Origin of the sequence: Serratia sp. K-E0102, assembly GCF_029962625.1 — a bacterium.
In the GTDB taxonomy this organism is placed as follows: domain Bacteria; phylum Pseudomonadota; class Gammaproteobacteria; order Enterobacterales; family Enterobacteriaceae; genus Serratia; species Serratia sarumanii.
The window spans coordinates 4,115,910-4,130,626 of record NZ_CP124754.1 but is presented as its reverse complement, the minus strand read 5'-3'; the positions used below and the strand labels follow the sequence as shown (position 1 = coordinate 4,130,626).

Annotated in this window: 15 protein-coding genes; 8 read left to right on the top strand and 7 right to left on the bottom strand. The window is 62.7% G+C overall.

Annotated elements, in window-relative coordinates; translation table 11 throughout:
• The 4 genes from agaV to agaF are packed head-to-tail and all read left to right on the top strand — an operon-like array spanning window position 1 to window position 2,599.
• Window positions 1-477, top strand: coding sequence for a PTS N-acetylgalactosamine transporter subunit IIB (agaV, locus tag SSARUM2_RS19650; RefSeq protein ID WP_019455696.1), 477 nt, complete (start codon window positions 1-3; stop codon window positions 475-477).
• Window positions 478-491: 14 nt separating this feature from the next.
• Window positions 492-1,271: a PTS N-acetylgalactosamine transporter subunit IIC gene (gene agaW / locus SSARUM2_RS19645; protein WP_033635784.1), complete on the top strand. Its 780-nt coding sequence runs from the start codon at window positions 492-494 to the stop codon at window positions 1,269-1,271.
• Window positions 1,261-2,154, top strand: a complete 894-nt coding sequence (locus tag SSARUM2_RS19640; RefSeq protein ID WP_033635783.1) for a PTS system mannose/fructose/sorbose family transporter subunit IID — start codon at window positions 1,261-1,263, stop codon at window positions 2,152-2,154. The genes agaW and SSARUM2_RS19640 overlap by 11 nt, the downstream gene beginning before the upstream one ends.
• A 10-nt stretch (window positions 2,155-2,164) precedes the next feature.
• Entirely contained in the window at window positions 2,165-2,599 is a 435-nt protein-coding gene (gene agaF, locus SSARUM2_RS19635; protein WP_033649491.1) for a PTS galactosamine/N-acetylgalactosamine transporter subunit IIA, read from the top strand.
• 36 nt (window positions 2,600-2,635) lie between these two features.
• Here agaF and SSARUM2_RS19630 read toward each other — a convergent pair whose 3' ends face one another.
• Complete coding sequence (locus SSARUM2_RS19630; protein ID WP_049212612.1) at window positions 2,636-4,363, bottom strand: ABC transporter ATP-binding protein/permease; 1,728 nt, start codon at window positions 4,361-4,363, stop codon at window positions 2,636-2,638.
• A 205-nt stretch (window positions 4,364-4,568) separates the two neighbouring features.
• Here SSARUM2_RS19630 and SSARUM2_RS19625 point away from each other — a divergent pair, with 205 nt between their 5' ends.
• Window positions 4,569-5,276: a tetratricopeptide repeat protein gene (locus SSARUM2_RS19625; RefSeq protein WP_282488506.1), complete on the top strand. Its 708-nt coding sequence runs from the start codon at window positions 4,569-4,571 to the stop codon at window positions 5,274-5,276.
• A gap of 32 nt (window positions 5,277-5,308) precedes the next feature.
• Here SSARUM2_RS19625 and SSARUM2_RS19620 read toward each other — a convergent pair whose 3' ends face one another.
• Both SSARUM2_RS19620 and SSARUM2_RS19615 read right to left on the bottom strand, forming a co-directional pair.
• Entirely contained in the window at window positions 5,309-5,956 is a 648-nt protein-coding gene (locus SSARUM2_RS19620) for a DsbA family protein (RefSeq protein WP_039567349.1), read from the bottom strand.
• 68 nt (window positions 5,957-6,024) lie between these two features.
• On the bottom strand, window positions 6,025-6,909 hold the full coding sequence (locus SSARUM2_RS19615) for an MBL fold metallo-hydrolase (RefSeq protein ID WP_039567352.1): 885 nt from the start codon (window positions 6,907-6,909) through the stop codon (window positions 6,025-6,027).
• Window positions 6,910-7,017: 108 nt separating this feature from the next.
• Between SSARUM2_RS19615 and SSARUM2_RS19610 the strand changes: the two genes are divergently transcribed.
• Window positions 7,018-7,926: a LysR family transcriptional regulator gene (locus tag SSARUM2_RS19610; RefSeq protein WP_015378928.1), complete on the top strand. Its 909-nt coding sequence runs from the start codon at window positions 7,018-7,020 to the stop codon at window positions 7,924-7,926.
• A gap of 27 nt (window positions 7,927-7,953) precedes the next feature.
• Here the strand turns inward: SSARUM2_RS19610 and SSARUM2_RS19605 are convergent, their stop codons facing one another.
• Window positions 7,954-8,877, bottom strand: a complete 924-nt coding sequence (locus SSARUM2_RS19605) for a LysR family transcriptional regulator (RefSeq protein ID WP_033649494.1) — start codon at window positions 8,875-8,877, stop codon at window positions 7,954-7,956.
• 133 nt (window positions 8,878-9,010) lie between these two features.
• Between SSARUM2_RS19605 and lysA the strand changes: the two genes are divergently transcribed.
• Window positions 9,011-10,273: a diaminopimelate decarboxylase gene (gene lysA, locus SSARUM2_RS19600; protein ID WP_060452456.1), complete on the top strand. Its 1,263-nt coding sequence runs from the start codon at window positions 9,011-9,013 to the stop codon at window positions 10,271-10,273.
• 27 nt (window positions 10,274-10,300) lie between these two features.
• On the opposite strand, the gene SSARUM2_RS19595 is transcribed toward lysA, so the two are convergent.
• From SSARUM2_RS19595 to galR, 3 genes are all read right to left on the bottom strand, one after another.
• A complete protein-coding gene (locus SSARUM2_RS19595; protein WP_004931828.1) occupies window positions 10,301-10,603 on the bottom strand; it encodes a helix-turn-helix domain-containing protein in 303 nt (100 codons plus the stop codon).
• Window positions 10,604-10,608: 5 nt separating this feature from the next.
• Window positions 10,609-10,953 (bottom strand): type II toxin-antitoxin system RelE/ParE family toxin, encoded by a 345-nt coding sequence (locus SSARUM2_RS19590; RefSeq protein WP_041036518.1) that lies wholly within the window; start codon window positions 10,951-10,953, stop codon window positions 10,609-10,611.
• A 159-nt stretch (window positions 10,954-11,112) separates the two neighbouring features.
• Window positions 11,113-12,132, bottom strand: coding sequence for an HTH-type transcriptional regulator GalR (gene galR / locus SSARUM2_RS19585; protein ID WP_033649496.1), 1,020 nt, complete (start codon window positions 12,130-12,132; stop codon window positions 11,113-11,115).
• 220 nt (window positions 12,133-12,352) lie between these two features.
• On the opposite strand from galR, the gene SSARUM2_RS19580 reads away from it, so the two are divergent.
• Window positions 12,353-14,611 carry a molybdopterin guanine dinucleotide-containing S/N-oxide reductase gene (locus SSARUM2_RS19580; protein ID WP_060452451.1) on the top strand — a complete coding sequence of 753 codons (2,259 nt, stop codon included), beginning with the start codon at window positions 12,353-12,355 and terminating at the stop codon, window positions 14,609-14,611.
• Window positions 14,612-14,717: the final 106 nt, after the last annotated feature.

Sequence of the window (14,717 nt, the reverse complement as noted above, 5' to 3'; positions counted from 1 at the left end):
ATGCCGAACATTTTAATGACCCGCATCGACAATCGCCTGGTGCACGGCCAGGTGGGCGTGACCTGGACCAACACCCTCGGCGCCAACCTGGTGGTGGTGGCCAACGACGAGGCCGCCGCCGATCCGGTGCAGCAGAACCTGATGGACATGGTGGTGGCGGAAGGGGTGCAGACCCGCTACTTCACGCTGCAGAAAACCATCGACGTGATCCACAAGGCGGCGGATCGGCAGAAGATTTTTCTGGTGTGCAAAACGCCGCAGGATGTGTTGACGCTGGTGCGCGGTGGGGTGCCGATCCGTTTCGTCAACGTCGGCAACATGCACTTCGCCGAGGGGAAGCGGCAGGTGCACAAAACGGTGTCGCTGGACGACGGCGACGTGGCCGCGTTTCGCGCGTTAGCGGCGCTGGGCGTGGAGTGCGAAGTGCGCCGGGTGCCGGATGAGGCGGGCGAGGCGATCGGCAAATTGCTCTTTTGAGCCAGGGGGAAAGCATGTTGACGGATGCGTTATTGATTGCGTTGTTGGCCGGGCTGGCGGGGGTGGACCTGTTCGACGGCCTGACCCACTTCCATCGGCCGGTGGTGATGGGGCCGCTGGTGGGGCTGATTTTGGGCGATGTCTACACCGGCTTGCTGGTGGGCGGCACGCTGGAGCTGGTGTGGATGGGGATGGTGCCGCTGGCGGGCGCCCAACCGCCGAACGTGGTGATCGGCGGGGTGATCGGCACCGCGTTCGCCATTCTGACCAAGGCCGACCCTAAAGTGGCGATCGGCGTGGCGGTGCCATTCTCGATTGCGGTGCAGGGCTGCATCACGCTGCTGTTTACGCTGTTCTCGCCGATGATGCACCGCTGCGATCGCATGGTGAAAGAGCTGAACTGGCGCGGCGTCGAACGGGTGAACTATCTCGGCATCGGCATCCTGTTCATCTTCTATTTCGTGGTGGCGTTCCTGCCGATTTACTTCGGCGCCGATGCGGCCAGCGCCATGGTGCAGAAGGCGCCGGGTTGGCTGCTGGACGGGCTGGCGGTGGCGGGCGGCATGATGCCGGCGATCGGCTTCTCGCTGCTGATGAAGGTGATGATGAAAAAAACCTACGTGGCCTATTTTATCCTCGGCTTTATCTCGGTCACGTTCCTCAAGCTGCCGATCCTGGCGGTGGCGCTGGGCGCCCTGGCGATCGCCCTGATCGATTTCTTCAACACGCAACGCGGCGCGGCAGAGGCGACGGCCCGGCCCGCTCCGCAGGAGGACGCCGAAGATGGCATTTAACGATTCCGACGATCTGCTGGCGCAAAAGGCCGAGCAACGCATGGCGCAGGCGCTGGCCACCAGCCAGGTGGAGCAGGACGACTATCTGGACAGCCAGCCCGCCGACGCGCTGACGCGCGGCGACATCAACCGTATGGCCTGGCGTTCGCTGCTGCTGCAGGCGTCGTTCAACTATGAACGTATGCAGGCCGGCGGCTGGCTGTACCAGCTGATCCCCGGACTGCGCAAGATCCACCGCAACCCGCAGGATCTGGCCAACTCGATGAAGATGCACATGGAATTTATCAACGTGCACCCGTTCGACGTCACCTTCCTGTCCGGCCTGGTGCTGGCGATGGAGCAGAACAAGGAGAAGATCTCCACCATTCGCGCGGTGAAAGTGGCGCTGATGGGGCCGCTCGGCGGCATCGGCGACGCGCTGTTTTGGCTGACGCTGCTGCCGATCTGCGCCGGGATAGGCGCTTCGCTGGCATTGGAGGGCAGCCTGTTCGGGCCGATCGTCTTCCTGCTGCTGTTCAACCTGTTCCACTTCGGCCTGCGCTTCGGGCTGGCGCACTACGGCTATCAGGCCGGCACCAGCGCGCTGGCGCTGTTGAAGACCCACACCCGGCGCATTTCTCACGCCGCGTCGATCGTCGGCATGACGGTGATCGGCGCACTGGTGGCCTCGTATGTGCATCTGTCCACGCCGTTGGTGATGCATGCCGGCAAAGCCAGGGTGGCGCTGCAGACAGACGTGCTGGACAAGTTGATGCCCAACTTGTTGCCGCTGTGCTTCACGCTGCTCATTTTCTTCCTGATGAAGCGCGGTTTCTCGCCGGTGAAGCTGATTGGCGTCACCGTAGCGATCGGCGTGGCGGGCAAATTTATCGGCATTTTGTGAGGAGTGGGCTATGCCAGGCATTGTGATTACCGGCCACGGCGGCTTCGCCACCGGGCTGTTGCAGGCGGTGGAGCAGGTGGTGGGGCCGCAGCCGCACTGCGCGGCGGTCGATTTCCCTGAACAGATGAGCACCGCGCAGCTCAACGACGCCTTGCGCTCGGCGCTGGCGGCGGTGGCGCAGCCGGACGGCGTGGTGTTTCTCACCGACATGCTCGGCGGCTCGCCGTTTCGCAGCGCCTGCGAACTGGCGGATGCGCAGGGCGATTGCGAAGTGCTGACCGGCGTCAACATGCAGCTGGCGGCGGAAATGATGCTGGAGCGCGACGGGTTGAGCCTGGATGAGTTTCGCGAGGTGGCGCTGGCGTGCGGCAAACGCGGCCTGACCAGCCTGTGGCATGAGCGCCGCCGGGTGAAATGTGAAGACGTGCCGGCCGACGGCATCTGAACGAACGCCGGGCGCCGCCGCGCCCGGCTCTGCGGGTTATGCCGGCAGCGGGCTCAGCGCCAGGCGCGCCGCTTGATCTTCGCTGCGGCTGAAGCGCCAGCAGGTCTGGTGGTACTTCGCCACGCTGTTGCGGTGCGCCACGCTGATCAGCGTCACGTCCGGCAGTTCATCCACCAGCAGGCAGTACATCAACTGTTCGGTTTCGTCGTCCAGCGCGCTGGTGGCTTCGTCGAGGAACAGGATGTTCGGGCGAATCAACAGGGCGCGGGCGAACGCCAGCCGCTGTTGCTCGCCCGGCGACAGGCGGTGGCTCCAGTTGGCGGAGGTATTCAGCCAGCGCTGCAGGTGTTTCAGGCGGCAGTTTTCCAGCACCCGCATCAGCTGCGGATCGCTGTATTCCGACGCCAGGCTCGGGTAGCTCAACGCTTCGCGCAGCGTGCCGATCGGAATGTAGCTGCGCTGCGGCAGGAACAACGTGTTGGCATTGGCCGCTACCCCGATGGCGCCCGCGCCGTAAGGCCAGATACCGGCGATGGCCCGCAGCAGCGTCGACTTGCCGCAGCCGGAAGGGCCGACGATCAGCAGGCGATCGCCGCGTTGCAGCGTCATCTCGGCGCCGGCCAGCAGCGGCTGGCCGTCGGGCAAGTTCAGGCTGAGGTTATCCAGCGTCAACGGATGGGCGGTCTCTTCCCGCAGCTGAATGCCGCGCGGCTGATGATGAACCTGATCGACGGCGGCGTTGAAGCCGGCCAAACGGTTGACGCAGGCTTTCCAGGTCGCCAAATCGTTAAATGCGTCGATAAACCATGACAGCGCACCCTGTACCTGGCCGAAGGCCGAGGCGATCTGCATCAGGCCGCCCATCTGAATGGCGCCGGAGAAGTAGCGCGGCGCCGCCACCAGCAGGGGAAATACGATGGCGAACTGGCCGTAGAAGTTGGTGGCGATGTTCAGCCGCCGGGTGATGCGCATAATAGCCCACCAGTTGCTGCGAATGGTGTCAAAACGGTCGCCCAGCTGCTGCGCCTCGCGCGGTTCGCCGTGGTACAGCGCGATGGCGTCGTTGTTTTCGCGGATGCGGATCAGGCCGAAACGGAAGTTTGCCTCATACCGTTCCTGGTTGAAGCCCAGTATGACCAGCGGTTTGCCGACCCACCAGATCAGCAGCGATCCCAGCACCGCATACAGCAGCGCGAACCACACCATATAACCGGGCAGCGTGATGGCGTGCTGGCCGAGCGCGAAGGTCATCGGCCCGCTGACGTGCCATAGGATGTCGATAAAGGAAAACAGCGTCACCAGGCTGGAGAGCAGCCCGAGCGACAGCGACAGGGTATATTGGGTCAATACGTTGAGATCTTCGGCAATACGCTGATCGGGGTTATCGACGATCTGCTGCTGCTCGGCGTGGTAATACGCCTGGTGCGCCAGCCATTTTTCCATGAACTTTTCCGTCATCCAGCGCCGCCAGCGCATCTGCAGCCCCTGAGTCAGGTAGATCTTGTAGACCGCCAGCACGATGAAGATCAGCGCCAGATAGGTAAAGCGCCACAGCTGCGCCTTGAATACCGGGTAGTTCTTGTTCTGCAGCGCATCGTAGAACACCTGATTCCACTGGTTGATCTGCACGCTGATATAGACCAGACCGAGCGACAGGACGACGATGGCGATCAGCATCATCCAGGCGCGCCATCGCTCCTCCGACACCCAAAAGGGTTTGATCAGCTGCCACACGGCGTGTTTCTGCAAGGGGGTTGCGTTCATAACGGCTCGATAATTGCGGTATTTCGTTCAGCATGGGCTGCGGGGCGGTAACAAACAAACCGCGACTGTAAGCAGTTTTAACTCCGCTAACCGTTTGAAATAAGGCGGCTGAATCGACAGCGGCACGCCGACGGGCGCAATTGCGGCATACACTCCACCGCCGGGCGGTTATACTGGCGCCGAATTTTTGCAGAAAGGATAAACGATGAAGGCTTGGTTTCCCCTGTTGCTGACCTGCGGCGTCTTCGCCGGCGCCCGGGCCTGGGCGCACATTGACGAGCCGGACATCGCCGCCGACTGCCAAAAGGTGGCGAGCTACGCCGAACTGGGAAAAAAGGCCTATCAGCGGCAGGATTACGCCAAAGCTGCCGACATCTTTCGCGATCAGGCGGCCTGGAGCGAGTTTTGCGGCCTGAGCGAGCAGGCCATCGCCACGGCCTACAACAACGTGGCGCTGTCGCTGATGCGCGCCGGGGAATTGCTCAAGGCACAGGCCTACCTGGCGCTGGCGCCGCACGATGACAAATCGCAGCACAACATGAGCCTGTTGCGCCAACGCCTGGCGCAGCGGCCGCAGCCGCAGGGGCCGGGCGGCGTGTATTGGCAATACGCCGGGCGCGGCGTGTGGAGCGAAGTGGCGGTGAAGCCGCAGGGCGAGCGCTGGCTGATCGATTTTTCCGGCTACGCCATGCCGCAGATGGGGGTGTATTACGGGCCGAACATGGGTGACTTCACCGCCGAGCTGCCAATTGAGCACGGCAAAGCGGTCTACCATCAGCATGACTCGGAAAGCGCGCAGGTCTGCGACGTCACGCTGGAATTTGGCGAGCAAGCGCTGGAGATGCACACGCGGGGGGATTGCGGGTTCGGTCACAACGTGCGCGCGGAAGGGCGGTTCGTGCGGGTCGAATGACCCGCCCCGGCAGCCGGGGCGGGAAAGGTAGGTTACGCCAGCGCGGCGGCGCCCAGCAGGTTTTTCCAGGCTTCCACGTTACCCAGATAGTTGCCGGCCGGCAGCAGATGCAGACGGCCTTCGCTGTCCTGCAGCGCAAAGGTCGGGAAGCCCTGGCCTTGCACTTTGGCCAGTAGCGCCCGGCTTTCCGCGATGTGCTGCGCGGTTGGCGCGCCGGTGTTGAAACGCATTTCGGCGATAAACGCCGCCGAAGGCAACCCCAATTCTTTCGCCAACGCTTCCAGCACCGGCGTATCGGCGATGCGCCGGCCTTCTTGATAGTGCGCCTGCTGAATGCGGTGCAGCATGTCCAGCCCGCGCCCCGCCAGCTTTTCCGCCGCCAGGATAGCGGTGATCGGCGGCTCGGAATCCATCACTGCCGTGGTGTCGCGCAGCAGGCCGTTGAAATAGGCTTCGCCAAAAGGCTGGCCCGTCATCTCGGCGATGCGTTTGTCGTGCGGAATGACGTAGTTGCGCCATTCGTCGGTAATCTGACGGCGGTTGTTGCCGGTCATCATGCCGCCGGCATGCGGCACGATCTTCAGCCCAGGGAGGCTCTGAGCCGCTTTCACCAGCGGTGCGGCGCCGTAGCACCAGCCGCACAGCGGATCGAAAATGTAATGCAGAGTGGTTTCGGTCATCTTTACTCCTCGCCTGGCGCGCGGCAGCTCACCGCGGCGCCAGGGCTGGTTCAATCACGCACGGGCGCTTATTGCGGCCACTTCATCTCGCCTTTCAGCACTTTCGCGCTCAGTTCCAGGCTCGACTCGTCTTTCAGCGTCGGGTAGTGCTTTTTCATCGCCTCAATCAGCGCGGCGGAATCCTTGGCCTTCGGCAGCTCGGCTTCCAGCGTGGTCAGGTATTTCTGGGTAAAGTGCACCGATGCCAGCGTTTGCGCTGCGCCCGGCAGGAAGTGGCCCGGCACGACGACCTGCGGCTTCAGCGCTTCGATGTTTTTCAGCGTCTGCTGCCAGTGCTGGCGCGATTCCACGCTCTGGTTGTCGGCGATCCACGGGTGGATATTGTCACCGGCGACCGCGACACCGCCTACTACCGCCTTCAGCGCCGGGATCCACACGAAGGTGCGATCGGGGGTCGGGCCGTTCAGGCCTTTCACTTCCACTTTCTGGCCGTCGATGGTGAAGCTGTCGCCCTGCAGCGGCTGCGGCACGATCACGGTTTTCGGCGCGTTGTCTTTCAGGATCGGGCCCCAATAGGCGACTTTACCGTCTTTGGTAGCGTTGATGTCCTTGATAGTGCCTGGCGAAGCGATGATTTTCGCCTCCGGGAAGGCCGCTTTAATCACGTCCAGACCGAAATAGAAATCCGGGTCTGAGTGGCTGATATAAACGGTGGTCAGTTTCTTGCCGGTCGCCTTGATCTTTTTCACCAGCGCTTCGGCGTCGTTACGCTGGAACTGAGCGTCGATCAGCGCCACTTCGTGTTTGCCGCTGATGATTTCGGAAGACACCGGGAACACGCTTTTCTCGCCCGGGTTATACACTTCCATGGTCAGGGTATCGGCCGCGGTGGCGTAGGCGCTGAGGGTGGCGACGCCGGTGAAGGCCAGAGTTAACAGTGATTTCTTAAACATGGGCAGAGGTCCTTAGGTATCGGTTAATGTTGTAATGATGTTAGGTTGCATAAAGCGATAGAAAAACCGGATAATAAGCAATTATTCGTTGCATAAATCGGACTAATCATGGATCGCATTACCGCCGCAGAGGTTTTTGTCACCATCGTCGATCGCGGCAGCATGATCGCCGCTGCGGAAACGCTGGAGATGTCGCGCGCGATGGTGACGCGCTACCTGGCGCAGATGGAGCAATGGGCCGGGGCGCGTTTACTGCACCGCACTACCCGTAAGCTTAGTCTGACCGACGCCGGTGAGCGTACTCTGGAGCGCTGCCGGCAAATGCTGGCGCTGGCGGGGGAGATCGACCTGGTGGAGGAAGGGCAGAGCGACGAGTTGCGCGGCCTGCTGCGCATCACCTGTTCGCAGTCGCTCGGGCAAACGGCGCTGGTGGGGGCCGTCGCTCAGTATCTGAAGCGTCACCCGCAGGTGGCGGTCGATCTGCAGATGAACAACCGGGCGGTGAACCTGGTGGAAGAGCGCATCGATCTGGCGCTGCGCATCACCAACGAGCTGGATCCCAACCTGATCGCCCGCCCGCTGTCCACCTGCGCATCGGTGGTGTGCGCCGCGCCGGCGTATCTGGCGGCGCACGGCACCCCGCGTCAACCGCAGGATCTGGCGTTGCACAACTGCCTGACCTACTCCTATTTCGGCAAAAGCCTGTGGCACTTTGATGCTCAGGGCGTGAAATCGGCGGTAGCGGTCAGCGGCAACCTGAGCGCCAACGAGTCGGTGGTGCTGATGGCCGGCACGGTGCAGGGCGCGGGCATTTCCATGCAGCCCTATTATTCGGCGGCGCCGCTGCTGGCCAGCGGCGAACTGGTCGAACTGTTGCCGGATTACCGGCCGCAGTCGATGGGCATCTACGGCATCTATACCTCACGCCGCCAGATGCCCGCCACCTTGCGCACCATGCTGGACTTTCTGGTGGAGTGGTTCGCCACCGATCCGCAGTGGCAGGCGACGCTGCGCTGATGCTGCGGCAATATTCCCACGCCGCTTTCAGCGCCTGACGGCGGCGGCCAGCCGGGCGACAAAGGTGGCGGCCTGCTGATGAAGGTGGTCGATAAAGGCCGTCACCAGCGCCGACGAGGGGCGGTGCAGCGGCCGAATCAGGCTGACGGTGAACGGCACGTCGATGCTGAACGGCCGCACGTGCACGCCGTTGCCGGCATAGTCGAGCGCCGTCAGCGGGTTGACGATCGACACTCCCACGCCGGCCCTCACCATGGCGCATACCGATGCCGCGCTGTGTGTTTCCATCACCATGCGGCGCTCGACGCCCTGCTCGCCGAACAGCGCATCCAACAGGTGGCGATAGCTGTCGGTGCTCGACAGGCTGATAAAGTTCTGCCCGGCGAAGTCCTGCGGCGTCAGCCGATCTTTCAGCAGCAGCGGGTGGCCCGTCGGCAGCACGCACACTTCGTTCAACGTCATCAGCGTCACCCGCTCGGTGCCCGCCGGCGTCAGGGTGGTTTCCGTCAGCCCGAGATCGTGGCGCTGGGCCGACAGCCACTCTTCCAGCAGCGGCGACTCTTGCGGGATAACGCTGAAGCTGACTTCCGGGTAACGTTCGATAAAGGGCCGGCATACCGCCGGCAGCAGCGATTGGGAAAAAACCGGCAGGCACACGATCGACAGCTGCGCCTGCTGAAACTGGCGGATGCCGGCGGCGGCGTTGACGATGCGATCGAGGCCGTAATAGGAGCGCTGCACCTCTTCGAACAGCCGCAATCCCTGCACGGTAGGGGACAAGCGACCGCGCACCCGGTCGAACAGCTGCAGCCGGATCAGCTTCTCAAAGCGCGCCAGCTCGCGGCTGACGGTCGGTTGCGAGGTCTGCAGCAGGGCCGCCGCCTCGGTCAGGTTGCCGGTGGTCATCACCGCCCGAAAGATTTCGATCTGCCGCAAAGAGATGCTGTGCATGGCGAGGCCGCTCGGTTAAGGGGAAAGCCATATCATAAATGAATAGATTGCGGCTAAATAGATATTTTCCACCCGATTCAGCGTGCGGCACTATGGCTTTATCTGCCGTCATTTTCGAATTGGGAATATCGCCATGCCACGCCCGTTGCACGACACCTCCATCGCGTTGAACGCCACCAACCTGCTGGCCTTGCCGCAGCGCTTCGGCTGCCCGGTTTGGGCCTATGATGCGGACATCATCAGCCAGCGCATCGCTCAGCTGCGCCATTTCGACACTATCCGTTTCGCACAGAAGGCCTGTTCGAACATTCATATTTTGCGCTTGATGCGCGAGCAGGGCGTGAAGGTGGATTCGGTGTCGCTGGGCGAGATCGAGCGGGCGCTGCAGGCCGGTTTTCAGCCGGGCGGCGAACCGAGCGAAATCGTGTTTACCGCGGACGTGTTGGATCATGCGACGCTGGCGCGCGTCAGCGAATTGAAGATCCCGGTCAACGCCGGTTCCATCGACATGCTGGAGCAGCTCGGCCAGGTTTCCGCAGGGCACCCGGTGTGGCTGCGCATTAACCCGGGTTTTGGCCACGGCCACAGCCAGAAAACCAACACCGGCGGCGAGAACAGCAAGCACGGTATCTGGTATGCCGACCTGCCGCAGGCGGTGGAGAAAATTCGCCGCTACGGCCTGAAGCTTGTCGGCGTGCACATGCACATCGGTTCCGGCGTCGATTACCAGCATCTGGAGCGCGTCTGCGATGCGATGGTGCAGCAGGTGATCGATCTCGGTCATGATATCAGCGCCATTTCCGCCGGCGGTGGCCTGTCTATCCCGTACCAGTACGGCGAAGAGGCGATCGATACCGAACACTATTTCGGGTTGTGGAACCGGGCGCGTGAACGCATCGCCGCGCATCTGGGGCATCCGGTGCAGCTGGAGATCGAACCGGGGCGTTTCCTGATGGCGGAAGCGGGCGTCTTGGTGGCCGAGGTGCGGGCGGTAAAAGACATGGGCAGCCGCCACTTCGTGCTGGTGGACGCCGGTTTTAACGATCTGATGCGCCCGGCAATGTACGGCAGCTATCACCATATTTCGCTGTTGCCGGCCGATGGGCGCGATACCTCGCGGCAAGCGCTGCGCGAAACGGTAATTGCCGGGCCGCTGTGTGAATCCGGCGACGTGTTCACCCAGCAGGCGGGCGGCGGCGTGGAAACCCGCGAACTGCCGCCGGTGCAGATCGGCGATTATCTGGTGTTCCACGACACCGGCGCCTACGGCGCATCGATGTCCTCCAACTACAACAGCCGCCCGCTGTTGCCCGAAGTGCTGTTCGAAAACGGCGAACCGCGGCTGATCCGCCGCCGCCAGACCATCGAAGAGCTGATCGCGCTGGAGCTTATCTGATAAGCGGGCGGGCGCCTTGCGCTCGCTTCACAACGTCATGCGGCGGTGTTGGCCATTGGGCAATTGCACATCCAGCGACAGCGTGCCGCCCATGGCCTCGATATAGCGTTTGAGCGACGACAGCTTTATTTCGCTGCCGCGCTTTTCCAAATTGGCGACGGAGGGTTGGCTGATGCCGAGCCGCTTCGCCAATTCAACCTGAGAGACCGCCAGCTCTTCCCTCAGCATCGCCAGCCGCAGCTCGAAAATTTCCTGGTCCGCTTTTTGCCTGGCGGCGGCAACGACGGCGGGATCGAGTTTATCGATCAGTTGGGATAAAGGTTTGGCCATCTGCACTACCTCCGGGTTGCCAGATAATGTGAAAACTCCATGGCGGCGATGGGCAACATGCGCTGGTAAAAGCGTTTGTCGCCGGTTTTATCGCCACCGCACAGCAATACCGCTTGCCGCTGTGGGTCAAAGGCGAAAAACACCCTGAAAGGGCGCCCGCGGTGTTGAACGCGCAGCTCCTTCAACTGCCGGACCGCGTCGGAAAAATACAGCGTATCGGCATGCGGCCGCGTCAACTGCGGGCCGAACGTCTGCAATTTGTAGATCGCCGCCAGGATGCTTGTTTGCTGGGCGTTGTTCAGCGCTAAAAACCAGTCGTCGAACCGTTCGACGGTCACCACTTGCCACATGATGCGCTCCGAATATAGCGTTTATACTATATAGTGTAAAGATTATTGTGCCAACAATATGCACGAATGCTGGGAGCGGAAAAAATCCAAAAGCGGGAAATGCGGCGGGCTGCGCAATCTGAGCGCATGGGTGATGGCTCACCCATGCGGCGGCGCGAATTACGGCTGTTCGTGCGCGTTGTTGAGGGTGGCGACCGAGTGGCGGCGCACCAGCGTCGGGCTGAACATGTTGGTGATTTCCGGCAGCGGTTGACGATTGGCCAAGGCTAGGGCCAGTTCCGCCGCCTGGGTCGCCATCGCCACGATCGGGTAGCGAACGGTGGTCAGGCGCGGCCGCAGGTAGCGCGAAATCAGTACGTCGTCGAAACCGATCAGCGAAATTTGCCCCGGTACGTCGACGCTGTTGTCGCTCAGCACCGAAAGCGCGCCGGCGGCCATCGGATCGTTGTAGCAGGTGACGGCGGAGAAAGAGCGGCCGCGGCCGAGCAATTCGGTCATCGCCTGTTCGCCGCCGATCTCGTCCGGTTCGCCGTAGGCGATCAGCTTTTCATCCACCGCAATGCCGTGCTCCTGCAGCGCGTCGAGATAGCCTTGCAGGCGATCGGTGGCGTCGGAAATCTGGTGGGTGGAGCAGATGATGGCGATGCGCTGATGCCCTTGCTGGATCAGATGACGGGTCGCCAGCCAGGCGCCGTAGCGATCGTCGAGCGCCACGCAGCGCGTTTCAAAACCCGGCAGCGTGCGGTTGATCAGCACCATGCCCGGGATCTGCTGCATCCAGCCGCCAAGTTCCCGATCGCTCAGACTTTTGGCGTGCACCACCAGCGCCTCGCAGCGATGTCGCACCAGCTGTTCAATCGCCTGACGCTCTTTTTCGGCGTCGTGGTAACCGTTGCCAATCAGCAGAAAATTGTGGGTGGCGTAGGCCACCTGCTCGACCGCTTTGACCATCGCCCCGAAGAAGGGGTCGGAAACGTCGGAGACGATCAGGCCCAGCGTTTCGGTGGACTGCTGCGCCAGCGCCCGTGCGTTGGCATTGGGGTGATACTGCAGCTGTTCCATGGCGGCCAGCACCGCGGTGCGCGACCCTTCGCTGGCCTTGGGGGAATTGTTTATCACGCGGGATACCGTGGCCACGGAAACACCCGCCAGCCTGGCAACATCCTTTATCGTAGCCATATCAGTCAACACATCCTGGGTAATCGCTTACATCCCCCAGTTTTGCGGAAAAAAACCGGGGCTGCAAGCGGTGTTGTGCGCAACTTGTGGCGGCCGTTGCAGAATCTTTTCGCGGCTGCGCGCATAACCGTCGGCCGCCGAACGATAGCGCAATTTGTACGTTGGCACTGGCGACGGGCTGAGGTAACGTCTGTGCATTCCGATTTGCGCCGAGAACGCCATGTCCATTAAACGCTATCCGCAGCTCGCCCATTGGGGCGCCTATACCGCCGTGGTTGAAGACGGCCGGCTTATCCGCTGTGAACCCTTCGCCGACGATCCCGACCCTTCGCCGTTGCTCGATTCCATCGTACCGATGGTTTACTCCGACAAACGTATCCGCAAGCCGGCGGTGCGCCGCTCGTGGCTGCAAAAGCGCGAGGGCAGCGACCGCACGCTGCGCGGCAGGGAAGATTTCGTCGAAGTGGACTGGGAACTGGCGCTCGATTTGGTGGCGCAGGAGAATCGCCGGGTGCGCGATCGCTACGGCGCCTCCGGGCTGTTTACCGGCTCTTATGGCTGGTCGTCGGCCGGGCGCTTGCATCATGCGCGCTCGCTGGTGCGACGGTTCTATTTCAGCGGCGGCGGCGGGGTCGATCAGCAGGGCAACTACAGCTGGGGCGCGGCGCAGTTTTTCCTGCCGTATGTGATCGGCACTTTCTCGCCGTTGACCGGGCGCGTCACCAGTTGGCCAAGCGTGGTGGAGCATTGCGAGCTGTTTGTGGCGTTTGGCGGGCTGGCGCTGAAAAATGCCCAGGTCTCTTCCGGCGGCGCGGCGGAGCATGCGCTCAAACCCTGGCTGCAAAAGCTGGCGCACAAGGGCACGCCGGTTGTCAACATCAGCCCGATGCGCGATGATTGCCCCGGGTTCGTCAACGCGGAGTGGATCCCGATCCGGCCGAATACCGACGTGGCGCTGATGCTGGCGCTGGCTTACGAAATTCAGCGGCTGGGCGCGCAGGACGAAGCCTTCCTGCACAGCCACTGCGTGGGCTATCAACAGTTGGCGGATTACCTGAACGGCGTGAGCGACGGCGTGGCGAAAACGCCTACCTGGGCCAGCGCCATTACCGGCATTCCGGCGGCGCGCATCGCCCTGCTGGCGCGGCAGCTGATCGGCGTGCGCAGTTTTATCACCTGTTCCTACTCCGTACAGCGCGCGCACCGCGGCGAGCAACCCTATTGGATGATGATCGCGCTGTCGTCGATGTTGGGCCAGGTGGGCCTGCCGGGCGGCGGCTTCTCGTTCGGCCACGGCTCGATGAACGGTGTCGGCAACCCGCGCGTGGACACCCCCGCGCCGACCATGCCGGTAGGGGAAAACCCGGCCGGGCTGGCGATCCCGGTGGCGCGCATCTGCGACATGCTGCTGCACCCCGGCGAAACCTATCAATTTTGCGGCGAGACGCGGCAGTACCCGGATATCCACCTGGTGCACTGGGCCGGCGGCAACCCGTTCCATCACCATCAGCAGCTGAACCGGCTGGTGGAAGGCTGGCAGAAGCCGGATACGGTGATCGTACAAGATATCTGGTGGACGGCGGCGGCCAAAATGGCGGATATCGTGTTGCCGGTCACCAGTTCGCTGGAGCGCAACGACATCGGCGGCTCCTCGCGCGATCGCTACGTGCTGGCGATGCATCAGGCGATTGCGCCGCAGCATCAGGCGCGCAACGATTTCGATATCTTCGCCGATCTGGCGGAGCGCCTGGGCTATCGCGAGCGCTTTACCGAAAACCGCGGCGAGCGGGCCTGGATCGAAGATATCTATCGGCAATGCGGCGCAGCGCAGCGGCGCGCCGGCGTCGCCTGGCCCGAGTTTGAGGATTTTTGGCGCCGGGGCTATGTCGAACTGCCCGCGCCGGCCAAGGAGTTCGTGTTTTTTGACGCGTTCCGCGCCGATCCGCAGGCTAACCCGCTGCAGACGCCCAGCGGCAAGATCGAACTGTTCAGCGAGCGGATCGCCGGTTATCGCTACGAGGATTTCGCTCCGCATCCGCAGTGGCGTCCGCCGGTCGAGTGGCTGGGGGCGCCGCAGGCCAAAACCTGGCCGCTGCATCTGATCTCCATTCAACCGAGCGATCGTCTGCACAGCCAGATGGATCCGGCGCCGCTGGCGCAGGGCAATAAGACCGCCGGGCGCGAAACCCTGTATATGCATCCGGAGGACGCGGCGCAGCGCGGCGTGGCGGACGGCGCCGAAGTGCTGGTCAGCAATGCGCGCGGCAGCTGTCTGGCGGGGGCCTCCCTCACCGACGGCGTGACGCGCGGCGTGGTGCTGATGGCGACCGGCGCCTGGTTCGAGCCGGGTTACGACGCGCAGCGCCGGCCGGTCGAGCAGGCGGGCAACCCGAACGTGCTGACGCTGGATATCGGCACCTCGCCGCTGACGCAGGGGCCGAACGCCATGAGTTGCCTGGTGGAAGTCAGCGCGCGATGAGTGAAGGTTTCACGTCGGGATAACCGGCTCGCCGTCGCGGCTGTATTTATTTTTTCGCCGCTGCGGGAAGGTTTAAGTTTCATTGAGTTATTACAGCAGATCGCGG